Below are 25,837 nucleotides of genomic sequence, written 5' to 3'. Positions count from 1 at the left end.
CTTTAGGACGCCACCGACGCCACCGCGATGTCAGCCGAGCAGCCATCGGCGACGTCGTGGCTGAGCTGCTCGTCGACGACAACCTTCACATCTGTGGCCAGCACTTCCTTGGCGATGGCATCCGCGTGGGTGCGCGCCCACTCTTCCTTGTCCGCGGGCACGGAAAGGGTCAGGTGGATCCGGTCGGTGATCTGCAGGTCGGCGGCCTTGCGGGCCTCCTGCAGGCCGCGCACGCGGTCGGCGGCCCAGCCCTCGGCCTCCAGCTCCGGGGTGGTCTGGGTGTCCAGCACCACCAGGCCGTCCTGGCCGGATACCTCTGCCGTGTGCTCCGGCTCAGCGGCCACGAGCTTGCGGGTGAACTCGCCATCCTGCAGGTCGATGCCGTCGGCGGTGACCACGCCCGCGTCGTCGACGGTGTAGTTGCCGGACTTCACGGCCTTGATGACGCGCTGGACGTCCTTGCCCAGACGTGGCCCGGCCGCGCGGGCATTCACCACGACCTCGAAGCCGCCGACCTGGGCGACGTCCTCGGTCAGCTCGACCTGCTTGACGTTCACCTCGTCGGCGATGATCTTCGTGAAGTCCTCCAGCGCGCTGGCGTTCGGCAGCGCGACGGTCAGCTTCGGCAGCGGCAGGCGGTTGCGCAGCTTGTGTGCCTTGCGCAGGGAGCTCGTCGCGGAGCTGACCGCGCGCACGGCATCCATGGCCTCCACCAGCTCCGCGTCGGCGGGTAGATCCTCGGCCTTCGGGAAGTCCGCCAGGTGCACGGAGCGCTCACCGGTCAGGCCGCGCCAGATCACCTCGGTGGTCATCGGCAGCAGTGGAGCTGCCGCACGGCACAGGGTCTCCAGCACGGTGTACAGGGTGTTGAAGGCCTCGGGGTGGACGGCGTCGCCCGCCCAGAAGCGGTCGCGGGAACGGCGGACGTACCAGTTAGTCAGCGCGTCGCAGAACCAGCGGATCTCGTCGCAGGCAGTGGCGATGTCCGTGTTGTTCAGCGCATCGGTCACCCCCTGCACAGTGTCGCGCAACTTCGCCAGGATGTAGCGGTCCAGCACGTTGGTGGAGGACGTATCGTACTGCGCCGGCAGGGAGGCGTAGAGGCGCAGGAAGGAGTAGGCGTTCCACATGGGCAGCATCGCCTGGCGCACGCCCTCGCGGATGCCCTGCTCGGTGACGATCAGGTTGCCGCCGCGCAGGATCGGCGAGCTCATCAGGAACCACCGCATGGCGTCGGAGCCGTCGCGGTCGAAGACTTCGTTGACGTTCGGGTAATTGCCCTTGGACTTACTCATCTTCAGCCCGTCATCGCCCAGCACGATGCCGTGGGCCACGACCTTTTTGAAGGCCGGGCGGTCGAACAGGGCGGTGGACAGAACGTGCATGGTGTAGAACCAGCCACGGGTCTGGCCAGAGTACTCCACGATGAAGTCCGCCGGGGAGTGGGTATCGAACCACTCCTTGTTCTCGAACGGGTAGTGCTTCTGCGCAAACGGCATGGAGCCCGACTCGAACCAGCAGTCCAGCACCTCCGGCACGCGGCGCATGGTGGACTTGCCCGTCGGATCATCCGGGTTCGGGCGGGTCAGCTCATCAATGTCCGGGCGGTGCAGAGAGGCCGGCTTGCGGCCGAAATCGCGCTCCAGCTCCTCCAGGGAGCCGTAGACATCCATGCGCGGGTAATCCTCGGAGTCAGAGACCCACACCGGGATCGGCGCGCCCCAGTAACGGTTGCGCGAGATGTTCCAATCGCGGGCGCCTTCCAGCCACTTGCCGAACTGCCCGTCGCGGATGTGGGAGGGCATCCACTCGATCTGCTCGTGGTTCAGCTCCACCATGCGGTCGCGGAACTTGGTCACGGCCACGAACCAAGACGGCAGGGCCATGTAGATCAGCGGCTCGCCGGAGCGCCAGGAGTGCGGGTAAGAGTGCTCGATCGTCTGGTGTCGCAGCACGCGGCCCGCGGCCTTCAGGTCCTTAATGATTGCCTTGTTCGCGTCGAAGACCAGCTGGCCCTGGTAGTCGGGCGCCAAGGAGGTGAACTTGCCGTCCATGTCCACCGGGATCTCCAGGTCAATGCCCGCTGCCTCACAGGTGAACATATCGTCCTCACCGAAAGCCGGAGCCTGGTGGACCACGCCCGTACCGTCGGCGGTGGTGACGTAGTCGGCGCACAGCACGCGGAAAGCACCCGCCTTGAACTGCCTGCCCTCTCCGCCCTCGGTACCCTCGCCGGCGCCGGTTTTCTCGCCCGCACGCTCGGCGAAGTACTTGAACAGCGGCTCGTAGGTCATGCCCTCCAGCTCAGCACCCGTGAAGGTGCCCAGAACCTCGGCCTTCTCCCCCAGCTCCTTGGCGTATGCACCGCGCAGGTCGTCGGCCAGCACCACGGTCTTTCCATGCATGCCCTCTGCGCCGTCGGCACCGATGGCGTCATCACCAATCCGCACCGCGGCGTAGGTCACCTCGGGGTGGACCGCCAGGGCGAGGTTCGCCGGCGTGGTCCACGGGGTGGTCGTCCAGCCGATAAACGCGGCATCGGCGAGCTCCGGGTGCTCAGCCAGGGTCTTCACAGAGGCAGTGTCCTCGGTCGCGCCGGTGATCGGGAAGGTCACCGTGATGGTCGGATCCTGGCGCATCTTGTAGGAATCATCCAGGCGGGTTTCCTGGTTGGACAGCGGCGTGTGCTCCGCCCAGGAGTACGGCAGAACGCGGAAGCCCTGGTAGATCAGGCTCTTGTCGTAGAGGGCCTTGAAGGCCCACATGACGGACTCCATGAAGCCCGGGTCCATCGTCTTGTAGCCGTTGTCGAAGTCCACCCAGCGCGCCTGGCGGGTGACGTATTCCTTCCACTCGTCCGTGTAGCGCAGCACCGAGGTCGCGCAGTACTCGTTGAAGGAGCGCATGCCCATCTCTTCGATGCCGGCGCGATCCTTGATGCCCAGCTGCTTCTCCGCCTCCAGCTCGGCGGGCAGGCCGTGGCAGTCCCAGCCGAAAACGCGGGCAACCTTCTTGCCCTGCATGGTCTGGTAGCGCGGGACGATGTCCTTGACGTAGCCCGTCAGCAGGTGGCCGTAGTGCGGCAGGCCGTTGGCGAAGGGCGGACCGTCGTAGAAGACATATTCCTCGTTGCCCTCGCGGGAGTTAACGGATTCGTTGAAGGTGCCGTCCTTCTCCCAGTACTTCAGCACGTTCTCTTCGAGTGCGGGGAAGGCGGTCGAACCGCCATTGGACATATCGACGCGCGGGTAGGCGCCGCCTGCTGGGGTTGCTTCGCTCATGGTGTGGTACCTGTTTCTTCGCTCTTTTTAGTGACGCCCACAGTTTCGCTGTCGGCGGTGTTCTCGCTAAAAAACAGGGACGCATCGGCTAGAAACGCCTTGCGCGGTACCACCCTGATTGGCGTAATTCGTGATACGCCCTCTTCGTCTCTTACGGCGATAACGTGCCGCGACTCCGCCTGGGTCTAATAAGTGCCCGCCCTAGCCTTCGCGTGTGGAGTGCGGACACCGTTCTTCCAGGAACGCTCCCCGATGATGGCCGGATCAATGCGTACTTTTGAAGGATATTCAGTTACGGCTCCCACCTTACACTGCCGTGTGCGGGATCAGAGCCTTAGCCCTTAGCGAACCTTTAGCGCTTGCGATGGCGGATCAGATCGTAGACAAACAATGCCACGCCGATCAGGGCTACGGTCACGCAGATCCAGGCCCAGATGGTGGATCCGACCGCGAGACTAACGACTAGGGCCGCAAAGCCGAGAACCGCCAGGAGGATTGCTGCAGCGAGCATCGTTACTGTTTCCTCCTGGCGGTCGGTAGTGGGCCGTTACTAAGGCGCTGGTGCTATTAGTTGTCTTCGCCCTCGATCTCGATGGAGCCCGCCGGAGCGGCGGTGCCGCGGCTGTTCAGATCTTCCAGCTGAGACTCCAGGAAGGTCTTCAGGCGGGTACGGTACTCGCGCTCGTAGGTGCGCAGCTCCTCGATGCGTGCCTCGAGGGTGGTCTGCTGCTTCTTGACCGTGTTCATGATCTCGGTGTGCTTGCGCTCTGCGTCCTCCTGCAGGGCGTTTGCCTTCTCCTGTGCGGAGCGGATCTGTGCCTGGGACTGAGCAGTAGCGTCGGAGATCATGACCTCGGACTTCTGCTTTGCGTCTGCCAGCAGTGCGTTGGACTTCTCCTCCGCGTCTGCCAGCATCTTCTCGGAGCGGGTCTTCGCATCCGCCAGCTGAGCCTCGGAGCGCTTCTGTGCGTCCGCCAGGGTGTTCTTGGAGCTGCTGTCGGCGTCGTCGATGGTCTTCTTCGCGGTAGCGCGAGCCTCTTCCAGCATGGCGTTGGACTCTGCCTTCGCGTCACCGGTCAGGCGGTCTGCCGTCTCCTGTGCCAGGGACAGCACGCGGGCTGCCTGCATGTGGGTCTCGGCGGTCGCGACGCCGGACTTGCCGTCGCCGGAAGCAGCCGGAGCCTGCTTCTTGGCATCCTCAGCAGCCTTCTCTGCCTTAGCGGCGCGATCCTCAGCGGCCTTCAGCTTGGCCTCGTAGTCAGCCTTGATCTTCTTCTCGATCTCGGCGATGTTTGCCTGGGAAGCGGCCTGCGGCTGAGCCTTGCCCTGCTCTGCCTGAACCTCGGCGCGAGCGTCCTTGCGAGCCTGCTCCAGCTTCGCGGAGTACTCGGACTCGAACTGGCCACGCAGGTCGGACTCAATCTTGCGACGCAGTGCAGCCTCGTCAACCTGGGAAGCACCAGCAGCGCCTGCTACACCGGCGCCAGCGCCATTAGCGGAACCGGACTCCAGCTGCTCGACCTTCAGCTTGAGGTCGGAGTTTTCGTCCTGCAGTTCCGCAAGAGTGTCCTCCACGAGATCCAGGAACTGGTCGACCTCGTCCTCGTTGTAACCACGCTTGCCGATCGGCGGCTTGCTAAAAGCTACGTTGTGCACATCAGCCGGAGTGAGTGGCATAGGTTGTCCCTTTCCCTTTCGGATTGCCTCAAAGTGCTAGAAGGCGTTCACAACAGTAATGAACTATTGATGGTTTATGAAACAGTTACAAAGCATACCAGCATAAGCTGGTTCAGTCTCAACTTTAGATCGAGATTAACTGCGTAGCGCGGCATAACACCGTATAGCTCAGCCTCAACATTAATTTACTGCAACCTCATTAACACCACAGACAGGACATCACCCCCTAGTTTCACCCCCATACAAAAGTTTCTTCACCTATTCGGTGTGAACACGTAACGCTAGAAACGCGCCGACGATGTAACAGGTGAAGGAAATAAGGAAACCGCCACCGGCCAAGACCCACATTCCCGACCGGCAGCGGCTTCCGTCACTACACACGACATCTCCGCAGCCTCACTCACTTACCGCGAAGATGTCTCCAATCCTAGCCCCACGAACGGATATTCACAACAGCTTGCTGAATATCCGTTTCATTCTTCTCCCCCCGGCATCCACCCCCTTAGTTTTATAACTTTAAGGATGCACTGATATCGGCCTCGCTAGTGAACTACTAGCGGGTTCTTGGACGAAGAATCCTCCAAAGAACTTTTCGCCCTATCTTCGCCGTACTGTCGCTGCACTTTCGCTGTGTTAGCGAACAAATGCCCCAAGAAGCATGGTCAGCAACTGCAGACCGAAAAACAAAACAAGCACGGAGACATCCAGCCCCACACCCCCGAGCTGAACCGGCGGAATCAACTTCCTAAGCGCCTTAACCGGGGGATCTGTAACCACAAACAGCGGCTCGGCCACAATGCTGAACCAGCGCTGCGGGCGCCAGTTACGGGAAAAGGACTGAATCATTTCGATAATGATGCGCAAGATCAAAATCAGAATGTAGAAGCGAATCAGCCACATCAGCAGAAGCAGGATTTCGTTCACTTAAGCACTCTCTATTGTTTAACGACCTTTATGAGTTAAAAGACTTCTAAAACGGCTGGCGCGCTGGCTAGATGGTCTCCGCGATGGCATCCAGCTGATCCTGCGCCAGGGTCACGCCCTTCGGCAGCAAGATGAAGTTACGCACACCCTTGAGCTTCTTTAGCTGTGCATCCAGGCCGCGGCTCAGGCCAGCGGCGAAGTCTAGTACTCGCTTTGCCTCGCCCTTTTCCATTCCGCTGAGGGAGAAGACGACAACCTCGCGAGCCTTGAGGCTATCCACCAGCTCGCCGGCCTGGGTGTAGGAGCTCAAGGTAAAGGACACGAAGGCCGAAGGATCCTTCTCCTTCGCCGGAGCCTCCGCGTAGGAGGAGGAATAGTGGCTTCCGCCGCGGGAAGAGTAGCGATCCTCGCGGTCGCCCCGCTCTGCGCGGTCAGCGTACTCGGAACGGCCATAACGGCCGCCGCGCTCTGCGCGGTCGCCAAAGTCACGCTCAGAACGGGAACGGTAGGAAGGCTCGTGGGCATCACGCTCAACACGGTCTGCGCGATCAGCACGGTCGCGCTCGCGAGAGCCGTAGCCGTCGCTGTAGTAATCCGTGTTGTAGGTTTCCACGGAATCAAAACCGAAGAACCGCTTGGTCTTGTCCATGAAGTTTTCTGACATTGCTCTGTAGGAACCTTCCGTTGGTTGAATCTCTTAGCTTGTTAAGGAATGTATGCAGCTATGTGGTTTAAAGTACTGGTCGCGCGCCCATTATATCCGTACCGACACGCACCAGCGTGGAGCCTTCCGCGAGGGCAATCTCCAGGTCGCCGCTCATTCCAGCGGAGTACACGGCAGCGCCCGTCACACGGTCTGTGATGCGCTCGACGAGCTGCCGACCCCGGGCAAATACGGCCGCCGGATCGGCGTCCAGCGGCGGTACCGTCATCAGCCCGCGCAGCTCCAGGTTCTCGGCCGCGGCCACGGCATCGGCCAGTTCGTCGATGTCCGCCTCCACTGCCCCGCCGCGCTGCGGATCACCGTCGGCGCTGAATTGCAGGAGCACCGGCAGGCGCTCGCTTCGATCGCCGCGCTCCAACGCCAGGCCCGCGCCGCGATCCAGCGCATTCAGCAGCTTCAGCGAATCCACGGTGTGCACGGCGGCTGCCCACCGCGCAACAGAGTTCGCCTTCTTCGTCTGCACCTGACCCACCATGTGGAACTGCAGACCTGTATCTACCAATTGTGCGTGCTTATCGCGCGCTTCCTGTTCGCGGTTCTCGCCGACGGCGGTGACGCCCAGCTGTGTCAGCAGCTTCACGTCCTCAGCAGGGTGAAACTTGGTGATGGGCAGCAGATCCGCTCCCCCGGCCACCGCAATGCGGCGCCTGACGCGCGCCAGGTTCTCAGCGATCTCCTGCGCCCGGGGACTCAGGTTCGCCGAGCCACCGGGAAGGTCATCGGCCACCTGGTTTTCGCTGTTCACGCTCTTCTGCTCCGTCATGGCATCCACACTACGCCCGCCTGACGGCCAGTCGTCCCCTCCCGGCGGTAGGAGAAGAAACGATCGGCGTGCTCCGGGTCGATTGTGCAGCGCGGATCCGCATCAATACTGCGCACTCCGAGGGAGAGCAGTTGGCGGGTCAGACCAGCACGAATGTCCAACCCATGGGTGCCCTGGGCGGTGGTGGTTGCCGAGCCGGGAAGCTTGGACTCCACATCCGCAGCCATAGCCTGCGGCACTTCGTAGTTCTCTCCGCTAGCAGCGGCGCCGAGCAGCGCGTGAATGTTGCTAGGCACAGCTCCCAGGTCTTCCATGCGGGCAATGGTGCGGCGCAGAATTCCGTTGCGGGCTCCCATTCGCCCAGCGTGAACCGCAGCGATCACGCCCGCGTCCTCATCGGACAGCAAAACCGGAACGCAGTCAGCGGTGAGGACGATCAGCGCAGTACCTCGCAGGGTGGTAATGAGGGCGTCAGTAGCCTCGATGACGGGCGACGCAGGAGCCTCAGCGGGCGCAGAAGACACAAGGTGGTCGGCGGTGACCTCCGTGACGTTCGGCGAGTGGATCTGCTCCATAAACACCAGGCGCCCCACGTCCAGACCCAGCACATCCGCCAGGCGCTGGCGGTTGTGAGCCACAGCCGCCGGGTCATCGCCCACGTGATCGCCCAGGTTGAACGAGGCGTAGGCGCCCGTAGAGATCCCACCGTTGCGGTCGGTGAAGACCTTCCGCACCTTCGGGCTCTGGTCGTGGCTCAAAGCAAACTCCTTAGTTTTGGCATCTGGTGAGGTGGTATCCGGCGGACTAGTTGAAGTCCGGCAGATCCAGGTCGTCCTCTTCCTCAGTCAGATCCACGCCAGAGTTGGTGGAGTTTTGCGGCTGCTGCGGAGCGGAAGTGAACAGGCCGCCACCCTGGTTAGTCTGCGGCTCCGGCTGCGCGTGCTGCGGCACGGTGCCACGGCGCTGCGCGAAGCTGGACTGGGTGCCAGCCTGCGGTGCGGCCGGATCGGCCTGCGCGGAGCCCGCCTGCGGGGCCTCTTGCCCCTGCACTGCGTACTGGGAGTTCTGGCCAGCCTGCGGAGCCTCCTGGCCGCCGAACAGGTTGGTCGACTGTGCAGCGCCGGCACCTGCAGCCGCGTCCGCGCTCTCCTGCGCGTGGTGCGCACCGGAGCGCTGGTTGTTGGACGTCGCGGACGGGGAATCGTCGAAGCCGGTGGCGATGACGGTCACGCGGACTTCGTCGCCCAGCTGGTCGTCGATGATGGTACCGAAGATCAGGTTGACGTCCTCGTCGGCCTTCTCCTCCACCAGGTCCGCGGCCTGGGAAACCTCCAACAGGCCCAGGTCGGAGCCGCCAGCGAAGGAAAGCAGCACGCCCTTGGCGCCTTCCATGGTGCTCTCCAGCAGCGGGGAGTTAATAGCCGCCTGGGTGGCCTTGACCGCACGCTGATCGCCGCGAGCGGTGCCGATGCCCATGAGGGCAGAGCCCGCGTCGGTCATGACGGAGCGCACGTCGGCGAAGTCCACGTTGATCACACCGGGGGTGGTGATCAGCTTGGTAATGCCCTCAACACCGCTGAGCAGCACCTCATCGGCCTTGCGGAAGGCCTCCATCATGGACAGCTGTTCCTCGGACATCTTCAGCAGCGAGTCGTTGGGAATAACGATCAGCGTGTCACAGACCTCGCGCAGGGCCTCGATGCCCTCCATGGCCTGCTTGCTGCGGCGACGGCCCTCGAAGCCGAAGGGGCGGGTAACCACGCCGACGGTCAGGGCGTTCTGCTTCTTCGCGATGTTCGCCACGACCGGGGCTGCACCCGTGCCGGTGCCGCCACCCTCACCTGCGGTGACGAACACCATGTCGGCACCGGCCAGGATCTCTTCGATCTGGTCCTTGTGATCCTCTGCGGACTTGCGACCAACGTCCGGGTTAGCGCCAGCGCCCAGGCCGCGGGTCTCCTCGCGGCCGATGTCCAGCTTGATGTCCGCATCGGTCAGCATCAGAGCCTGTGCATCGGTGTTGATGGCGATGAATTCCACGCCCTGCAGCTGCTCGTCGATCATGCGGTTGACGGCGTTTACTCCGCCGCCGCCGACACCGACCACCTTGATCTCAGCGAGGTGGTTTCCAGGATTCGTCATGTGCGCTTTTCCGCCTTCCTAAAGAATTTTTCGTGCTTTGCGGTTTACCGGTTTGCTGTTGCGTCCATCTTCCTAGCCGTCAAGCATTTAGCGGTGCATATTTTTGGTGGCGTGTCGTATCCTTAAAGTTCAACTTAAAGCTTAAACTGGGGTTTCATCCCCACTTCAGCCCTGCCTGACGGTGGGCATAGCGGGGTTCGAGACATTCCAATTTCCCTCGCGTCCCAACACAATTCGGGTCGCCTCGGCCTTCTCGTCCGCCCTATCGGCGGAGCCCCAATACACAGCCTGATTAGGGAAGAAGAGGCGAATGCTATCCGCCGACTCGGCCTCAATCCCCTCCAGCTTCCCGCGCAGATCATCCGAAAGCGCAGTCAGAGCCTTCGTCGCCGCGTCGATAGCCCGGGCGTCGTCCGCCTTGGTCTTCTTAAACTCCAAAGACCCTTCAGGCTTCACACCCGTCAAAAACACCTGCCCATTTTCGTCCACCACGTGCGGTGTGTCGCCATCCATGACGTAGCCGATGGCCTGGTGCTCGGTCACATCGACCGTCACCGTCGTGGGCCAGGAGCGCTTGACGGTCACCTTCTCCACCCACGGCACGGCGGATACGCCCTGGGCGGCTTCTGCCATGTTCAGGCGCAGCATGTTATCGCCCGCGTTAATGGCGCTGGCCTCTCGGATCGCCTGCGGATCCGCGTTCGTCGTGCCCTGCACATCGATCTGCGACACCTTCACGATGGGCGCCGCATACGCGAGCACACCCAGCAGCACGACCAGCGCCACTAGCCCCGCGACCAGCCACTGCAGGCGCTTACGCGGCGTGTTCTGACCCTTCTGGCCCTTCGAGCTTCGCTGGTTCTTCTCGCTTCTTGCTCTTGACGCCCTACTCACCCGCGATCACCACGGTCCAGCTCCAGCAGAATCTCGTCCGCCAGCATCGTCACGGTGCCCGCCCCGATGGTCAGAACCATGTCGCCACGCTGCACCAGCCCGGCGACTACCCCGGCCACACGCGAGAAGTCAGGCTCGAAGACGCACTCGGTGGAGGCATCGATCTTGTCTCCAACAATCCGCGAATCCACGCCTTCCACCGGCTCCTCGCGGGCGCCGAAGATGTCCAGCAGCACCACCTGATCGGCCAAGGACAATGCCTCGGCGAACTCGTCGGCGAAGTTGATCGTGCGCGAGTAAAGGTGCGGCTGGAATACGGCCACGATGCGCCCACCGCGGGCTTCCACCCGCTGACGTGCGGCCGACAGGACGGCCGCGACCTCGGTCGGGTGGTGCGCGTAGTCGTCGTAGACTTCCACGTCCTGGCGGGTGCCGTGGTACTCAAAGCGGCGGCGAACGCCGTCGAAACCACCGACGCCCGCGATGACTTTCTCCACGTCCGCGCCCAGCAGCACACTGCCCAGCACGGCCGCAGTTGCGTTCAACACCATGTGGATGCCCGGAATGGCCACGCGCAGCGAATAGGTGCCAGCACCCTGCTGCGCGGCTCTGTTCACGGTCTCAGTCAGTCGCAAGGCGGAGACGGTGCCCTCGGCGGTAACCTCCGTGCTTTCGATGATCGCTGCTGGGGGCACGGAAGAGTGGGCGTCACAAGCCTCGGCAGTGCCATAACCAACAACGCTAAACGGCAAGGGCTCGCCGTCCTCGGCACCGGCGATTAGCTTCTCGGCAAGCGCGGCCGAACCCGGATCGTCGAGGCACGCGACCAGGAAGCCACCCGGCACAATGCGGTGGGCGAACTTCTCGAATACCTCCCGGTAGGCCGCTTCGGTCTTGAAGTAATCCAAGTGGTCGGGCTCGATGTTTGTGACCACCGCGATTTCGGGCGAATAGGATAGGAAGGAACCATCGGACTCGTCAGCCTCGGCTACGAAAATCTCACCGGTGCCGTTGTGGGCATTCGTTCCCGCGCGATTCAGCTGGCCGCCAATGGCAAAGGAAGGATCCTGCCCCGCAGCCTGCAGCGCCGCCACGGCCATCGACGTCGTAGAGGTCTTGCCGTGCGTACCCGCCAGCAGGAAAGCACGACGATCCTGCAGCAACAGCGCCAGGATGTCGGAGCGGCGGAGCACCGGAATGCCTGCCTCGCGGGCGCCGACGAGTTCCGGATTATCCTGCGGAATCGCGGCGAAGGAGGTGACGACCACCGTCGGCGCCTCCCCCAGCAGGCGCAGATTCTCCTTTGCATGCCCGACCTGGATCTGCGCGCCGGCCGCGCGCAGCGCCATGATGCTGCGCGACTCCTTCATGTCCGACCCGCTGACCTGGTAGCCGCGGTCCAGCAGGATGCGGGCGATACCGGACATGCCGGCACCGCCGATGCCCACCATGTGCACGCGGGAGAGGTCCGTGGTCTGAGGCTGCTTGCTCATCGTGGAAGATGCCTTTCTGGAAGGAGGGGGTACAAAGAATTTGTTATGGGGGCTAGGGCTAAGCTTCGGCTGCTGCGATGATCTTTTCGGCGATCTTCTCGGCAGCGTCCCTGTGGCCCGCGGCCAGCGTTGCCAGGCTGGCGGCGTGCCAGCGGGTTTCGTCGCGCAGCAACGGGATGACTTCCTGGGAAACGCGGTGGCCGGTAAGCTCGGCATCCTTGATGATCACTCCGCCACCGGCGTGGGTGATCGGGCGGACGTTGAGCTCCTGCTCGCCGTTGCCGTGCGGCAGCGGCACGTAAATTCCCGGCAGGCCGACGGCGGAGACCTCGGCCACGGTCATTGCGCCTGAGCGGCACAGGATCGCATCCGCGGCGGCGAGAGCCAGATCCATGCGCTCGATGTACGGCACGGCCACGTAGGGAGGTGTGCCCTCCTTCACCGCTGTGGGCAGCTCAACCTCGTTCTTCTTGCCGTAGGCGTGCAGCACACCGATGCCCGCGTCCTGCAGGGTCTTCGCCGCATCCACCACTGCGTTGTTAATGCTGCGCGCGCCCTGCGAACCGCCGGTGACCAGCAGCAGCGGAGCTTCCGGATCCACGCCGAAGAACTCGCGAGCTTCCGCGCGCAGGGCCTTGCGATCCATCTTCAGCACGGATTCGCGCACGGGGATGCCCACGATCTCGGCATCCAGGCCAGAATCCTCCACCGCGGCCAGGCCAGTTCCGCCCAGCTTCACGCCCAGCTTGTTGGCCACGCCCGCGCGGGCATTGGCCTCGTGGACGAAGAAAGGGATCTTCAAAGAGCGTGCGGCCAGGTAGGCCGGGGCGGAAACATAGCCGCCGAAGCCGATAACCACGTCGGCCTCCACCTCGCGCAGCACCCGCTTCGTCTCCTTCAGAGCCTTGCGCAGGCGCAGCGGCAGCGTAGCCAGGTCCTTGTTCACCTTGCGCGGCACCGGCACCGGAGGGATCAGCTCCAGGTCGAAGCCGCGTGCCGGCACCAAGGTGGTCTCCAGGCCACGGGTGGTGCCCAGCGCGGTGATGCGCGCGTCGGGGCGCTGCGCGCGAACTGCCTCTGCCACGGCCATGGCGGGTTCAATGTGCCCGGCCGTTCCGCCGCCGGCAACGACGACTGATAGCTTCCGGTCGGCTTCTGGCTTCGGGTTCACTTTGGCTAGCGCCTCCTGTGTCGGTTATCGATAGTTCTGCGAGTCTTGCGCGCCCTCGGCGGCCCCGCCTCGTCCGCGCGGTGGCGGCTACGCGGCATTGGCTTCGGTGTCGCGGTGGGCGGCAGGTCCTGCCTTCGCGCTCCATCGTAGCCACGCAGGCGCGACTCGCCGCCGACGCGACGGATGGACTGCTCCACCCGGTCGCGTTCGCGGCGGACGTCCTGGCTCCCCCGGCCAGCGCTCGCCCGCTGTCGGGTAACTGGCTCGCCGTAGCTATAGGCCGTCTCGCGGCGCTCGTTCCGGCGCTGCTCGCCCGCCTTGTAACCCTGCGGCTCCGGCAGCAGGAGAATGCGGTCGATGAGCGGTCGGCCTTCGTGCTGCATGGAGGAGACCGTCTCGGGCTCGTTACGGGCACAGTTGCACAGCAGCCCCATGGAAATGAGGGTGATGATCGCCGACGAACCGCCGGCGGAGATCAGCGGCAGCTGGATGCCAGTCACCGGCAGCAGACCCACAACGTAGCCCATGTTGAAGAAAGCCTGCACGGAAATACCGATGGTCAGCGTTGCCGCCAGCAGCCGCAGGAAAGGATCCTTTTGCGCCAGGGCTGTGCGAATCCCGAACCAGGCCAGCATTCCAAACAGGAACACAACGAAGAGTGCGCCAAGAAGCCCCAGCTCCTCGCCCACAATGGCAAAAATAAAATCATTCTTTGCTTCTGGCAGGTAGAACCACTTTGCTCGGGACTGTCCCAAACCGACGCCGAACATCCCACCATCAGACAGAGACAAAATGCCCTGGTGGGAATGGTAGGCCGCACCTTGGGTCGTGGACTCGCTGAAGTTCAGCGTCAGGGCGTCCTTCCACGTCTTAATACGATCACCGCGGAAGCTCTGACGGGTGATCGCATACACGCCCAGCACCGCGACTGCCCCCAGCACCCAGGTGATCACTCGACGGCTAACGCCGGCGAAGATAATGAGCGCGGCGACCACGATGCCCACGGAGAACATCATGCCGAGGTCCTTCTGTAACAGCACCAGCATCACAATCGCAGTGCTTACGGCCAAGAAGGCACCGAGGCCGGTATTAAGGCGCTGCGTGGCGCGTGCTCGGTAAGAAACGGTCGCTGCGCCCCACACCGCCAGCGCTAACTTCGCCACCTCAGAGGGCTGCACGCCAACGGGGCCAATACGGATCCACGAGTTAGAACCGACCTCGTCGCCGCCGATGCCAACTCCGGGGATGAGCACCGCTATCAGCATCACAATCGCAACTACCAGCAGCCACGGGGAATACCTGCGAATCGTCTCCGGGCGCATCCGTAGCGCCACCCACATAGCCACCAATCCGAGGAATACGACCACGGCCTGCTTAATAAACTCACCAAAGACGCTCGCGCCGCTGGCGTAGGAAGTCACCATCGACGACGACAGCACCATGACGAGCCCCAGGATGGTCAGGCACGCCGTGACGACCATCAGCACCTTGTAGTTCAGCTGCGGGGTGGCCAGCTGAGCGGTGAACTTGCGGTGCAGGGATGCCAAGCCGCGCTCGGCGCCAGATTCCTGGTTCGCGGCCTTGCGCTCCGGCTCGGGTCGCTCACCGTGCGGGCTGTTCTCCCCTGCGCCGGGGATGCGCCGGCGCTTCGAATTGGACGTCGGAGTGGACATCGCGCGCCTATCCCCTTTCCTGTGTTGCTTGAGTCTCTCGGGCCTCTTGGGCCTCTTGGGCCTTTTGTTCGGCTGTATCGGCCCCAGCATATGCCACCGCATACTGGGCGAACAGGTCGCCACGCTGGCTCATGCCGGTGTACATATCCAGCGACGCTGCCGCCGGGGCCAGCACCACGCTGTCGCCGAGTTGCGCCAACCCGTGGGCGGCGCGGGCGACGGCACGCATCGCTTCTTCTGGATCGGTGGCGTCAATAACAGTGACCGGCAGGTCGGGCAGCTGCCGCGACACTTCCGCGACGAGCTCCGCGCGATCCACGCCCAGGGCCACGACTGCCTTGAGAGCGCCGCCGACCGCCCGAATTAGCCCGTCGACCGCGGCACCCTTCAGCTGTCCGCCGGCAACCCAGATCACGTTGCGCTGGCCCCGCAGCGCGGCCTCGGCGGCGTGCGGGTTGGTGGCCTTCGAGTTATCGATCCAGGTAACGCCTCCGTGCTCTAGCACAACCTGCCCGCGGTGTGCCTGCACCTTGAATCCGGCCAGCGCGGCTTCGATAGCCGCCGGAGCCACGCCCAGCGCACGCGCCATCGCCGCACTCGCCGCGGCATCGGCAAGCCCTGCAGGTCCGGGAGGGCTAATCCCCTGCGCCGGAGCGAGGCCCGTGGTTTGGCTCGGGTCGTCGATGACGACCTCGATCAGCCGCCCGTCGCGCACCCCGACTACTCGTTCCGTGTTTTCTGACGCCACCTCTTCAGGGTCGTGAATCGTGTACCCACGGCGAGCCGCGACCTGGCGAGCGCGTGCGGTGGCCACAACGTCTGAGTCGTCCAGGGCCAGGACAGACTCCTCAGCGGTCAAGACCTGTGCCTTGTCCGCGCAATAGTTGTCGTAGCTCCCGTGCCAATCCAGGTGGTCTTCGGCGAGGTTCAGAATGCAGCCAACGGCGGGCTCGAACATGGGCGCCCAGTGCAGCTGGAAGCTCGATACCTCGGCGACAAAGACGTCGGAGCGGGGTTCGCCACGGTGCTGGCCAGCCAGGGCGGCGGAAGGGGCGATGCCAATGTTGCCCACAGCCAGGGCAGCGCGCCCATCGGCGATCAGCATGGAGGTCAGCATCGCCGTAGTGGTGGTCTTACCATTCGTTCCCGTCACCGCCAGCCATGTGCGGGGCTCGCCGAAGGCCCCGGCCTGGTCCGCCAGCCAGGCTGCGGCAATATCCCCGATCACGGGAATGCCCAGCTCGGTGGCGCGGGCCAGCAGCGGGGACTCGGGCTTCCAGCCCGGGGAGGTCACGACGAGTCTCGGCGCCAGGTCTTCTAGGGAGTCGATGGCCTCGGAGACATTCAGCAGCCGCAGTTCCGTCTCCCCATCGTCGGCGATGTGGCCAAGCGCCTGCGCGTTGTCGTCTGCCACCAGGACCGACCGGGCGCCGAGGGCGCAGAGCATGGAGATCACACCCCGCCCGGCCACGCCCGCACCCGCGACCAGCACGGTCTGGGTGCGCATGGTCTCTAGGGCGTCTGCGGGCTGAAGTGCGTGTGTCGATTCCACGGCTGGATTGTCCTTACATTGCTAGCGAATTGTGGGTTTGCGGGCCTGCCACCGGCAGGCCTAGAAGCTGGCGCCGTTGAGCCACTCCGCGTAGAAGATGGCGAAACCGGACATCGCAGCCAGCGCGGCGAGCAGCCAGAAGCGGATAACGACGGTGGTCTCCGCCCACCCCTTGTTCTCGAAGTGGTGGTGGATCGGCGCCATGCGAAACACGCGCTTGCCGGTGGCCTTGAAGGAGATCACCTGGATCACCACGGACGCGGCCTCGATGACGAAAATGATGCCGACCAGGATCATCAGCAGCTCGGTCTGCGTCGTGATGGACAGGCCGGCCACCAGGCCGCCCAGAGCCAACGAGCCGGTATCGCCCATAAAGATTTTCGCCGGAGCCGCGTTCCACCACAGGAAGCCCAGGCAGGCGCCCAGGCCAGCGGAGGCCAGCATCGACAAATCCAACGGGTCGCGTACCGCGTAGCAGGCGGTCGCTGCGCTGATGGTGCAGGAGTTACGGAACTGCCAGAAGGTGATCAGCACGTAGGTGCCCATCACCATCGCGGTCACGCCACTTGCCAGGCCATCCAGGCCGTCGGTGAGGTTCACTGCATTCGACCAGGCGGAAATCACCAAGTAGATGAAGATCAGGAACAGAACCATGCCCACGATAGCCGCCCCAATGGCGATGTCGAACGTCGCAATATCGCGGACGAACGACAGGTGCGTGGAGCCCGGGGTGAGCCCGTGCGCGTTCGGGAACTGCAGGATCAGCAGGCCAAAGACAATCGCGGTAACCAGCTGCCCGACGAGCTTCGCCTTCGCGTTCAGTCCCAGGTTCCGCCCCTTCACCAGCTTGATGTAGTCATCGGCGAAGCCCAGCCCGCCGAGGGCCAGGGTCAGCCCGAGCACCAGCCAGCCGCTGACGCCCGGCCCGGCGCCGGTGGTTATGAGCCCCACCAGCACGGCCACCAGGTAGCCGAACACGATGCCCGCCAGCACGGCGATGCCGCCCATGGTGGGGGTGCCGCGCTTCTTAAAGTGCGACTTCGGCCCCTCCTCGCGGATCTCCTGGCCCAGTCCTTCGGCGGAGAACCAACGGATCAGCACCGGGGTCAGCAGTACGGACACAAGGAAAGCAACCGCACCTGCGATAAAGATTTGCAACATGGGATTTTTAAGCTCCTTGGTCCTCGCCGATGAGCAGTCCTTCTGCTACCGCCCATAGTCCGTCTGAATACGATGCCTTGATCAGCACCGCATCCTGCGGGTTCAAACTCATGTCTAGGTAGTTCACCGCACCGTCGATGTTCTCGACGACCTGCGTTTCTACCCCGCTCTCCCGGGCAGCCTCGGCCAGCGCGCGCTGGTTCACCCCGTTGCCCACGATGACCGCGTGGTCGATGCGGCGTTGCGCCAGCACGTGGCCGAGCTCGGCGTGCTCTTCGCTTGCGTCCTCGCCCAGCTCGCCCATCTGCCCCAGCACAGCCCAGCTTTCCGCCTCGGGGCGGCCCTTGGCTGTATAGGCCAGCGCGTCGATTCCCGCCCGCATAGATTCGGGGTTGGCATTGTAGGAATCGTTGATGATGGTCACCCCATCGGATTCGCGGGTGCGCACGTCCATGCGGTTCACGCTGGCGGCGACGTGAGAGCTCAGTAGGGATGCAACCGTGGCGGCGTCAATACCCAACTCGATACCAACCGCCGCGGCGGCGAGCGCGTTCGAGACCTGGTGGGCGCCGAACACCGAAAGCTCCACGCGCACCGGCTGACCTGCCGGGTGGTGCAGCATAAAGCTGGCGCGGGCCACGGCATCGAGCTCGATGTCGGTGGCATAGTAATCCGCCGGAACACCCGCGGCACCCGTCGCGCCCTCCGTGGAGAAGCGCACAACGCGCGCCGCGGTGCGCTTATCCATCGCCGCGACCTTGTCGTCGTCGGCGTTCAGTACGGCCAGGCCACCCTCGGCGGCGGCTGGCAGCGCCTCCACGAGCTCGCCCTTCGCCTGCGCGATGGCCTGGCGGGAACCGAACTCGCCCAAGTGGGCGCTGCCGACGTTCAACACCACGCCCACGCGCGGTGGAGTGACGGTCGTCAGGTGCTGGATGTGGCCCACGCCGCGGGCGGACATCTCACTGACGAGAAAGCGCGTGTCGCGGCCGGCACGCAGGGCGGTGTACGGCAGGCCGATCTCATTGTTGAAGCTGCCGGGCGGGGCGACGGTCTCCCCCGCCTCGCGCAGCACCGCGCCGATCAGGTCCTTCGTGGAGGTCTTGCCCGCGGAGCCGGTCACGCCAACGACGACCATGCCCTCCTCGGCGGCCAGCACGTCGGTGTTGTAGCGCGCGAGCTTGTCCACGGCAGCCAGCACTGCGGCGCCGTGGCCTTCCACGTCGAATTCAAAGGCGGTGGCGTTGGAGGTCTGCTCGTTGACCTCCACCGGAGCGGCCAGCAGCGCGGGCTGCTCCACCTGACGGCCGACGATCAGTAGCGCGGCGCCGTTCTGCAGTGCAGCGTCGGCGAAGTCGTGCCCGTCGGCGCGGGCTCCGGGCAGGGCCATGAAGATCGCGCCAGGGGTGATCTTGCGCGAGTCGAACTCCGCCGGGCCGGTCACTACGGCCTGCGGGTCCACGTCGTTAATCAGCGTGCTGCCCGTTACCTCGGCGATTTTCTGGGTTGTTAGTTCAATCATCGCTTCTGCCTACCTTCACCATTATCTGCCTCACGCTCTTGCCGCACCCGGTTCTTCAGGGCCGCCGCCAGCTCCTCCACATCGTCGAAGGGGTGCATCGTACCGGCCACCAACTGGCCCTTTTCGTGCCCCTTGCCGGCCACGACCACCGCGTCTCCGGGGCGTGCCCACGCCACAGCCGCGGCGATGGCCTCTGCACGGTCGGGCACGATCTCGCACACGGTCTCGCCGTCTGTTGGTTGTTCTTGTTCCTTCTTTTGGACGCCCTCTCGCGCCCCCGCGTAGATAGCCTCCCTAATCGCGGAAGGTTCCTCATCCCGAGGGTTGTCATCCGTGACGAACACCGCATCCGCCAGTTCCGCGGCGATGCGGCCCATAATCGCGCGCTTGTCGTGGTCGCGGTTTCCGCCGGCCCCGAGGACGATGCCGATGCGGGCTTCCGGGTCCGGCAGGTAGTCGTGCAAGCTGCCCAACACGGCCTGAACCGCGCCCGGCTTGTGCGCATAGTCAACCATCGCCAGGAAGTCCTGGCCCTCCTCGACCAGCTGCATGCGGCCGGGCACCTGCACGTCCTTCAGGGCCTGTACGGCGGCGCTGTCGCTGGTCAGCGGGTCTCCCATGGCGGTCTCGATGCAGGCCAGCGCCACCAAGCTGTTGGCCTGGTTGAAGGAGCCAGCCATACCGATGCTGTAATCCAGCTCGCGGGGTTCGGCGCCGCCGGCGATGGACAGGCGAATGTGCTGACGACCGCTAGGGGTCACTTCGGCGGAGACAATGGACCATACCGGCCCACCAGTTTCGGCCGCATGGTCACCACCCTGGGGGTACAGCGCGACGGTCGGCGAGTGCTCCGCGGCGATGGCGCGCATGCGCTCGCCCCACTCGTCCTCGCAGCAGATCACAGCGGTGCCTGGAACGCTACCGTCCTCCACGCGCTCGAACAGCAGCGCCTTCGCCTGGAAGTAGTCCTCCATCGTCGGGTGGAAATCCAGGTGATCCTGGCTCAAGTTCGTAAACGCCACCACGTCGAAGTGCACCCCGCGCACACGCCCCAGCTGCAGGGCGTGGCTGGAGACCTCCATCACCAGGTGCGTGGCGCCCTCAGCAACCATGCGCGCCAGCAGGGCCTGCAGGGTGGGAGCCTCCGGGGTGGTCAGTGAGGTCGGAATGGGCTGGCCATTGATGCGGGTGCCGGTGGTGCCGATCAGCCCCACTTTCAGCCCCGAATCCAGCAGAGCCTTCTCCACCAGGTAGCTGGTGGTGGTCTTGCCGGACGTGCCGGTGATGCCAATGGTCTTCAGCTGGCGTGCCGGGTGGCCATAAACCTCCGCAGACACGGCGCCCATCCACTCGCGAACGTCGTCGACGACGATGCACGGTAGCGGCGTAGGGGCGTCATCAATAATGCGCTGTCCTGCGGCGTCGGTAAGAACGGCGGCGGCCTTGCTATCCGCGGCGAAGGTCGCGCCGTGGACCTTCGAACCAGGAACGGCACAGAATAGGCCGCCCGGCTGCACATCATTAGAACCGATCGCGGCAGAGGTCACCTCCACACCCTCCCAGGGGCCGGTGAGGGTTCCTCCGCAGATTTCGGCGAGCTGCTTCAGCGATGTCATTGATTTGCCTCCAGCATCAGCTTTGGTCCTGCTTCCTTGGACAGTGGCACGTTGTAGTGGTCGAGCATCCACGCCATGATGTCGTGGAACAGAGGCGCCGCGCTGCCACCTGCGCCCCCGTCAGTACCGCGCTCGGGGTCATCCAGCATGATGCCCACCACGAAGCGGGGCTTGTCGGCGGGTGCGATACCCGCGAAGTTGATCCAGTACTTGGAGTTCGAATAGGCACCCGTGTCCGGGTCCACTTGCTGGGCCGTGCCCGTCTTGCCGGAAACCTGGTAGCCGTCGATGGCCGCTGGCGCGCCAGAGCCCTGCTGAACTCCGCTTTCGTCCTTCTGCGTCACCGCGCGGAACATGTCCACGGTCGTGCGGGCGGTCTCCGGGGAGACCACGCGGGTCTCCTTCACCGGGTCGGAGTCCAGCTCCGCGCCGTCAGAAGTGGTGATCTTGTTGATCAGCCGGGGCTCCACCCGCACGCCATCGTTGGCCAGCGCCTGGTAGATGCTGGTCATCTGCAGCAGGCTCATGGACATGCCCTGGCCGATCGGCAGGTTAGCAAAAGTGCCGCCGGACCACTGGTTCCGCTCCGGCATGTAGCCAGCAACCTCGTATGGCAATCCCACGCCCGCAGTCTGGCCCACACCGAACTTGCGGAAGTAGTCGTACATCTTGTCCTCGCCCACGCGCTCGGCGAGCATCAGGGTGCCGACGTTCGAGGACTTACCGAAGATGCCGGTGGTGGTGTACGGGACCTCGCCGTGGTCCCATGCATCCTTCACTGTCACGCCGGACATCTCGATGCTGCCGGGAACCTTAAGCACCTCATCCGGGGTGGTCTTGCCCTCCTGGATGGCTGCCGCGGCGGTCATGATCTTGGCCACGGAGCCAGGCTCGAAGGAATCGGCCGTGGCGCGATCGCCGAAGACCTTCTTGCGCTTCAGCTGCTTTTCGATGTCCCCGTTCGGGTCGATGGAATCGCTAGAGCCCATGGCGATGATCTCGCCGGTCTTCGAATCCAGCACGACGGCCGAGGCCGATTTTGCGCCCGACTTCTCCCGCGCCTGTTGCAATGCCTGCTGTACATAGGTCTGCGCGTCCAGGTCGATGGTCAACTCGTAGGAATCGCCGTTGACGGCCGGGTGCACATCGCGGGTAGACCCCGGAATCAGGTAGCCATCGCCTCCAATGTCCACGGTGCGCGAACCGTTGATGCCCTGCAGGCGCGCATCCTGGGAAAGCTCCAGGCCGAACTGCCCCTGGTTATCGGTACTGATCTTGCCGATCATGTTCTGCGCCACCGCACCGTTGGGGTATTGGCGCAGGTCCTGGCGTTCGACCGTGATCTCGGGGAATTCCTTGCCGACCTTCTCGGCAACGTCCGGGTCGACGTTGCGCACCAGCACCTGGTAATTCCTATCGCTGGTCAGTTTGTCGCGAATATCGTCTTCCTCGATATCGTCGCCTTCTTTATTGATCATCTCGGGCAGACGCTTGGCGATCTCTTCGATGCGCCGCTTGGGCTCGGGGTTCTCCTCGGGATTTTCTTCATAACTGTCCTGCATGCGCTTTTCGGCCTGCTTCGGGAGCACAGAGAGGCTGCGTGCGTCCATGGTGTAGGCCAGCACCTGGCCATTGCGATCCGTAATGCCTCCGCGCAGAGCCGGTTCGGTAATCACCGAAGTACGTTGCAGCTGCGCTTGATTAGACAGCGATGGGCCGGCAACCAGTTGTACCCAAGCAAGGCGCAGCATCAGGGCGAGAACCGTCAGGAAGATGACTAGGAACACAAGGCGTACGCGCTTGTTAAAGCGCGCGAAGGAGGTATCCAGGATCAACCACGAGTTAGAGTCAACCGTCCGCGGGGAGCGGCGGTCGTTGGGTGTGGACACGTGGTTGCCCTCCTTTCTATTCACTCTTGGTTATTGTCCCCGTAAATACGAAAACAGGCCGGGGTTGGCCCCGGCGTGTCTGAAGTTTTCGGTTCGCTGTCCGCGGTGACCTAGCGCGGTGCCGGGGCCGGGGCCTCAGCTGCAGGCGATGGAGCGGGAGCAGGTGCCGCCGGTGCAGGCGCCTGACCCGCCGGGCCGCCGGAGTACGGAAGACCACCGTTGCCCTGCGAGTTGTTACGGGGACCGATGACGTTTACATCCGGGGCGCGGTCACCTGCGAGGACCGGGTGATCCGGGTGCAGGCCCTCGACGCGTTCGGTCTTGTTCGGATCACTGGTTGCGCCACGACGCTTAGCTTCGCCGTTGACGTCGACGACTTCCTTGCCATCTTCAGCGTTGGCCGGGCGGGTTTCCTCGATTTTGCCGCCGCGATCCTCCAAAATTCCGGACTGGTTCGGGGTAACCATGCCCATCTCGCTGGCTTCCTTGGCGATGTTGGCGGAGGACTTCGCGTTGGCGACGTCCCGGTTCAGACTCTCGATCTCGTTTTCCAACGTGGTGCTTCGAGACTGCGCATCGGAGATCTGGAACGACTGCTTAGTCGTGACGGCGGACAGCGCCATGATGGAAACCACGCCGAGGATGAAAACAGTAACCGCCAGCACGATTCGGCGGGTGAGCTTCGGGTTCCCGCGCTCCAGGGCAATGATGCGCCGTCCGCGGACCGAGACCTGCTGGCGCGAGCCCACCCGGCTACCGCCGAAGCGGCGAGTGCTGCGCCCCGGGGCGCTGGTGCGGTTGGCATCCCAGGCACTTCCGCGGCGGGTCGGCTCGGCGGTGCGCTGGCTAGAGCGCGCCGGGCGAGCCTTGGCGCGTGAGCGGTCGGCAGCGCCGCGACCGGCTACGGTGGTGCGATCGCGGTCGGTGTGCTGGCCTCGGGTGCGGATGGTGCCTGGTGCTGTCATGTGATTCCTTCCGAAGTTTCGGCAGGTTCGGGGCTGTTTCTATCAGTGGTATTTGGGGGGGTTTTGCTTAGCTAACTGGGCGTGTCCAGCGGAAATGTTGTTTTTCCTCTGTCGCTGACCCTGCTGTAGGCTCTCACCCTCACGGGGGCGGCCCGGGAGTTCTGCTCGATCTCCACCTCGCTGGCCTTCTCTGCCCCGCGGGTTTTGAGCTCGAACTCGGCTTCCATGCCGGGCAGCTCCATCGGCAACCCCGGCGGGGTCTTTGATGTGCTGAGCTGCATCAATGCCTTCTTGACGATCTTGTCCTCCAGCGACTGGTAGCTCATGAACACGCCGACGGCGCCGACATGTAGCCAGCGGGAGATCTCGGGGATCAGGTTCTCCAGCGACTCGAGTTCCGCGTTCACCTCGACGCGCAGCGCTTGGAAGGTGCGTTTCGCCGGGTGCCCGCCGGTGCGGCGCGACGCTGCCGGGATGGTTGCGTACAGCAGCTCCACCAGCCGCGCGGAGTTCTCGAAGGGTTGCTTCTCGCGCTCGCGGACGACGGCGGAGGCGATCTTGCCCGCGAAGCGCTCGTCGCCGTAGGTCTTCAGGATGCGCGCGATCTCGCCGTGGCTGTAGGTGTTGAGGATTTCGGCGGCGGTCAGCGGGCTACTGGGATCCATGCGCATATCCAGCGGCGCGTCTACCGCGTAGGCGAATCCGCGTTCCGGCTGGTCCAGCTGCATGGAGGACACTCCGAGGTCGAACAGAAACCCGGAGATGCCGTGCTCCCGCACGCTGGCCGGGAGCTTGCCCTGCTCCATCAGGTCCTCCAGCGCTTCGGTTACTCCATCGAAGCGGGTCTGGTAGGAAACGAAGCGGCCCCCGAAGCGCGCCAGGCGCTCATTGGCCTCCGCCAGGGCGTTGGGGTCGCGGTCTAGGCCGACGACGGTTGCGTGGGGAAAGGCGTCCAAAAAGGCCTCGCTATGGCCACCGGCGCCGAGGGTGCCATCGACGATGACGGGGTGGGCGGGCGCGTTTTCGCTGTTCACACCCAGCCCCACGAGCTCGACCATGCGGTCGCGCATGACTGGGGTATGGCCGTGCTTTTCGCGCTGCTCGGTACCGTGCTCTTCCTTCATCGATGTTCCCTCCTTCCTTCACTGCGTTTCTTGGGGCTCTATGTAGTTCATGTGCCACATAGATACTTATGTGACTCAAAAGCTAAAGGAGCGCGTACAGGGCCTCACCTGCGTGGGTGCGGGCTTGACATTGGGGAAGTACGTCAAGATTCCGCGTCGTCCACGCAGGTAAGGGCCTGCGCACACTCCGTTTTCACTATGAATTTGTCTTATCTGGTCAAGCGCTAAGGCCTTCGGGGCTACAGGAATGTCGCCAACACTTCGTCGTCGCCGTCAGAGAAATCCTCTTCGTGCTCCGCGCTGTACTCGGCCCAGCTTTCGGCGTCCCAAATCTCAATGAAGTCGACGTTGCCGATCACAACGCATTCCTTCGTCAGCCCCGCGTAGTCCCGGTGCATCGCCGAGACTGAGATGCGCCCCTGCGAATCGAGGGTTTGCTCGTCGGCACTGGCCGCCAGGTTGCGCACGAAGGCGCGAGCTTTCGGGTTTGTGCGTGAGGCTTCAGCCGCCTTCTTCGCCCGCACCAGAAACTCTGCCTTGGGGTACACAGCCAGGCTGCGATCCTGCCCTTTCACGACCATCAGGCCGTCACCGAGCTCTTCCCGAAACTTTGCTGGCAGGGTCAGTCGACCCTTGTCGTCCAGCTTCGGCGTGAAGGTGCCGAAAAACATACATCGGCCCCTTTCTGTTGGAAGATCTCTTGCTTTCTATCGCCGTTTTTGCCGTAGGTAGCGGACTGTTACTAGCCCTGACCAGTGGTTTCGCTATGAAGTTTGGAGTTGTTGGCACAGCTTTGTTCCAACGAGCCCCACTTTACCCCACTCTCCCCCACAAACTCCACAACACGAGGTGTTTGTGCGCATCTTTTCTCAATATTCTTCACATCAACAACGTTCAAGCTGGACTTTACCCCTTCGCCCCTCACCCCTTCACACACGACCCCTCACCCTTCTTTCTTTGTGACGCCACCATTCCCCCACCCCTTCACCTCAGCCAACTGAGACATTTGCGCAGCTAGGAATATTCAAGCCATCCCTCTGCCGACGCTTGGACGCTCCCGTCCACAACACCAGAGAGATCAAAAAGGCTTGAGGTGGGGCAAAGTGGGGAGAATCCCCCTGGTTTCGACTGGATACGACAAAACCGGGTTAATAGACAAAAAGTGTGTCCGCTCGGCGTGTCGCCGGGGTGGGCCCCTTTTTTATTTCATTGGTCCTTTCCGGATGCCTAAGTTGTGTTGGTATTCGGTTGGGATAGCGTTGTCGT

20 protein-coding genes are annotated in these 25,837 nt (G+C 63.6%); all 20 read right to left on the bottom strand.

Features of this window, described 5'->3' with window-relative positions:
* Nucleotides 1-2: 2 nt before the first annotated feature.
* Nucleotides 3-3,281 carry an isoleucine--tRNA ligase gene (gene ileS / locus MHX66_RS06660; protein WP_239201428.1) on the bottom strand — a complete coding sequence of 1,093 codons (3,279 nt, stop codon included), beginning with the start codon at nucleotides 3,279-3,281 and terminating at the stop codon, nucleotides 3-5.
* Between the two features lie 352 nt (nucleotides 3,282-3,633).
* The gene (locus MHX66_RS06655; protein WP_239201414.1) at nucleotides 3,634-3,792 is read right to left on the bottom strand and encodes a hypothetical protein; all 159 of its coding nucleotides are present in this window, start codon (nucleotides 3,790-3,792) and stop codon (nucleotides 3,634-3,636) included.
* A 56-nt stretch (nucleotides 3,793-3,848) separates the two neighbouring features.
* Complete coding sequence (locus tag MHX66_RS06650) at nucleotides 3,849-4,958, bottom strand: DivIVA domain-containing protein (protein ID WP_239201412.1); 1,110 nt, start codon at nucleotides 4,956-4,958, stop codon at nucleotides 3,849-3,851.
* 633 nt (nucleotides 4,959-5,591) lie between these two features.
* Complete coding sequence (locus tag MHX66_RS06645; protein ID WP_034986534.1) at nucleotides 5,592-5,882, bottom strand: YggT family protein; 291 nt, start codon at nucleotides 5,880-5,882, stop codon at nucleotides 5,592-5,594.
* A gap of 67 nt (nucleotides 5,883-5,949) precedes the next feature.
* Complete coding sequence (gene sepF / locus MHX66_RS06640; protein ID WP_239201409.1) at nucleotides 5,950-6,546, bottom strand: cell division protein SepF; 597 nt, start codon at nucleotides 6,544-6,546, stop codon at nucleotides 5,950-5,952.
* A gap of 67 nt (nucleotides 6,547-6,613) precedes the next feature.
* On the bottom strand, nucleotides 6,614-7,369 hold the full coding sequence (locus MHX66_RS06635) for a YggS family pyridoxal phosphate-dependent enzyme (RefSeq protein ID WP_239201403.1): 756 nt from the start codon (nucleotides 7,367-7,369) through the stop codon (nucleotides 6,614-6,616).
* Entirely contained in the window at nucleotides 7,366-8,127 is a 762-nt protein-coding gene (gene pgeF, locus MHX66_RS06630; RefSeq protein WP_239201401.1) for a peptidoglycan editing factor PgeF, read from the bottom strand. The genes MHX66_RS06635 and pgeF overlap by 4 nt, the downstream gene beginning before the upstream one ends.
* A 46-nt stretch (nucleotides 8,128-8,173) precedes the next feature.
* Entirely contained in the window at nucleotides 8,174-9,511 is a 1,338-nt protein-coding gene (ftsZ, locus tag MHX66_RS06625; RefSeq protein WP_239201397.1) for a cell division protein FtsZ, read from the bottom strand.
* Between the two features lie 165 nt (nucleotides 9,512-9,676).
* Entirely contained in the window at nucleotides 9,677-10,405 is a 729-nt protein-coding gene (locus MHX66_RS06620; protein ID WP_239201393.1) for an FtsQ-type POTRA domain-containing protein, read from the bottom strand.
* The gene (gene murC, locus MHX66_RS06615; RefSeq protein ID WP_239201391.1) at nucleotides 10,402-11,898 is read right to left on the bottom strand and encodes a UDP-N-acetylmuramate--L-alanine ligase; all 1,497 of its coding nucleotides are present in this window, start codon (nucleotides 11,896-11,898) and stop codon (nucleotides 10,402-10,404) included. The genes MHX66_RS06620 and murC overlap by 4 nt, the downstream gene beginning before the upstream one ends.
* 58 nt (nucleotides 11,899-11,956) lie before the next feature.
* The gene (murG, locus tag MHX66_RS06610) at nucleotides 11,957-13,069 is read right to left on the bottom strand and encodes an undecaprenyldiphospho-muramoylpentapeptide beta-N-acetylglucosaminyltransferase (RefSeq protein ID WP_239201389.1); all 1,113 of its coding nucleotides are present in this window, start codon (nucleotides 13,067-13,069) and stop codon (nucleotides 11,957-11,959) included.
* Between the two features lie 5 nt (nucleotides 13,070-13,074).
* Complete coding sequence (ftsW, locus tag MHX66_RS06605) at nucleotides 13,075-14,742, bottom strand: putative lipid II flippase FtsW (protein WP_239201388.1); 1,668 nt, start codon at nucleotides 14,740-14,742, stop codon at nucleotides 13,075-13,077.
* 7 nt (nucleotides 14,743-14,749) lie between these two features.
* Entirely contained in the window at nucleotides 14,750-16,294 is a 1,545-nt protein-coding gene (gene murD, locus MHX66_RS06600) for a UDP-N-acetylmuramoyl-L-alanine--D-glutamate ligase (RefSeq protein WP_370646282.1), read from the bottom strand.
* A 60-nt stretch (nucleotides 16,295-16,354) separates the two neighbouring features.
* The gene (gene mraY, locus MHX66_RS06595) at nucleotides 16,355-17,455 is read right to left on the bottom strand and encodes a phospho-N-acetylmuramoyl-pentapeptide-transferase (RefSeq protein ID WP_239201386.1); all 1,101 of its coding nucleotides are present in this window, start codon (nucleotides 17,453-17,455) and stop codon (nucleotides 16,355-16,357) included.
* A gap of 7 nt (nucleotides 17,456-17,462) precedes the next feature.
* Nucleotides 17,463-18,977: a UDP-N-acetylmuramoyl-tripeptide--D-alanyl-D-alanine ligase gene (gene murF, locus MHX66_RS06590; protein WP_239201384.1), complete on the bottom strand. Its 1,515-nt coding sequence runs from the start codon at nucleotides 18,975-18,977 to the stop codon at nucleotides 17,463-17,465.
* A complete protein-coding gene (locus MHX66_RS06585) occupies nucleotides 18,974-20,593 on the bottom strand; it encodes a UDP-N-acetylmuramoyl-L-alanyl-D-glutamate--2,6-diaminopimelate ligase (RefSeq protein ID WP_239201382.1) in 1,620 nt (539 codons plus the stop codon). The genes murF and MHX66_RS06585 overlap by 4 nt, the downstream gene beginning before the upstream one ends.
* Nucleotides 20,590-22,482 carry a penicillin-binding protein 2 gene (locus MHX66_RS06580; RefSeq protein WP_239201380.1) on the bottom strand — a complete coding sequence of 631 codons (1,893 nt, stop codon included), beginning with the start codon at nucleotides 22,480-22,482 and terminating at the stop codon, nucleotides 20,590-20,592. The genes MHX66_RS06585 and MHX66_RS06580 overlap by 4 nt, the downstream gene beginning before the upstream one ends.
* 110 nt (nucleotides 22,483-22,592) lie before the next feature.
* On the bottom strand, nucleotides 22,593-23,447 hold the full coding sequence (locus MHX66_RS06575) for a hypothetical protein (protein ID WP_239201378.1): 855 nt from the start codon (nucleotides 23,445-23,447) through the stop codon (nucleotides 22,593-22,595).
* A 71-nt stretch (nucleotides 23,448-23,518) separates the two neighbouring features.
* Entirely contained in the window at nucleotides 23,519-24,571 is a 1,053-nt protein-coding gene (gene rsmH, locus MHX66_RS06570; protein WP_239201376.1) for a 16S rRNA (cytosine(1402)-N(4))-methyltransferase RsmH, read from the bottom strand.
* Nucleotides 24,572-24,810: 239 nt separating this feature from the next.
* Nucleotides 24,811-25,242, bottom strand: coding sequence for a division/cell wall cluster transcriptional repressor MraZ (mraZ, locus tag MHX66_RS06565; RefSeq protein ID WP_239201372.1), 432 nt, complete (start codon nucleotides 25,240-25,242; stop codon nucleotides 24,811-24,813).
* Nucleotides 25,243-25,837: the final 595 nt, after the last annotated feature.

The organism is Corynebacterium sp. ACRPH (assembly GCF_022347285.1).
Classification (GTDB): domain Bacteria; phylum Actinomycetota; class Actinomycetes; order Mycobacteriales; family Mycobacteriaceae; genus Corynebacterium.
This window is presented reverse-complemented; position numbering and strand designations above follow the sequence as displayed.

Bases quoted from the DNA above. Each gene is read 5' to 3' on its own strand.
- ileS (WP_239201428.1), bottom strand. From the start codon at position 3,281: ATGAGCGAAGCAACCCCAGCAGGCGGCGCCTACCCGCGCGTCGATATG.
- MHX66_RS06655 (WP_239201414.1), bottom strand. From the start codon at position 3,792: ATGCTCGCTGCAGCAATCCTCCTGGCGGTTCTCGGCTTTGCGGCCCTA.
- MHX66_RS06650 (WP_239201412.1), bottom strand. From the start codon at position 4,958: ATGCCACTCACTCCGGCTGATGTGCACAACGTAGCTTTTAGCAAGCCG.
- sepF (WP_239201409.1), bottom strand. From the start codon at position 6,546: ATGTCAGAAAACTTCATGGACAAGACCAAGCGGTTCTTCGGTTTTGAT.
- MHX66_RS06635 (WP_239201403.1), bottom strand. From the start codon at position 7,369: ATGACGGAGCAGAAGAGCGTGAACAGCGAAAACCAGGTGGCCGATGAC.
- ftsZ (WP_239201397.1), bottom strand. From the start codon at position 9,511: ATGACGAATCCTGGAAACCACCTCGCTGAGATCAAGGTGGTCGGTGTC.
- murC (WP_239201391.1), bottom strand. From the start codon at position 11,898: ATGAGCAAGCAGCCTCAGACCACGGACCTCTCCCGCGTGCACATGGTG.
- ftsW (WP_239201388.1), bottom strand. From the start codon at position 14,742: ATGTCCACTCCGACGTCCAATTCGAAGCGCCGGCGCATCCCCGGCGCA.
- mraY (WP_239201386.1), bottom strand. From the start codon at position 17,455: ATGTTGCAAATCTTTATCGCAGGTGCGGTTGCTTTCCTTGTGTCCGTA.
- murF (WP_239201384.1), bottom strand. From the start codon at position 18,977: ATGATTGAACTAACAACCCAGAAAATCGCCGAGGTAACGGGCAGCACG.
- MHX66_RS06585 (WP_239201382.1), bottom strand. From the start codon at position 20,593: ATGACATCGCTGAAGCAGCTCGCCGAAATCTGCGGAGGAACCCTCACC.
- MHX66_RS06575 (WP_239201378.1), bottom strand. From the start codon at position 23,447: ATGACAGCACCAGGCACCATCCGCACCCGAGGCCAGCACACCGACCGC.
- rsmH (WP_239201376.1), bottom strand. From the start codon at position 24,571: ATGAAGGAAGAGCACGGTACCGAGCAGCGCGAAAAGCACGGCCATACC.
- mraZ (WP_239201372.1), bottom strand. From the start codon at position 25,242: ATGTTTTTCGGCACCTTCACGCCGAAGCTGGACGACAAGGGTCGACTG.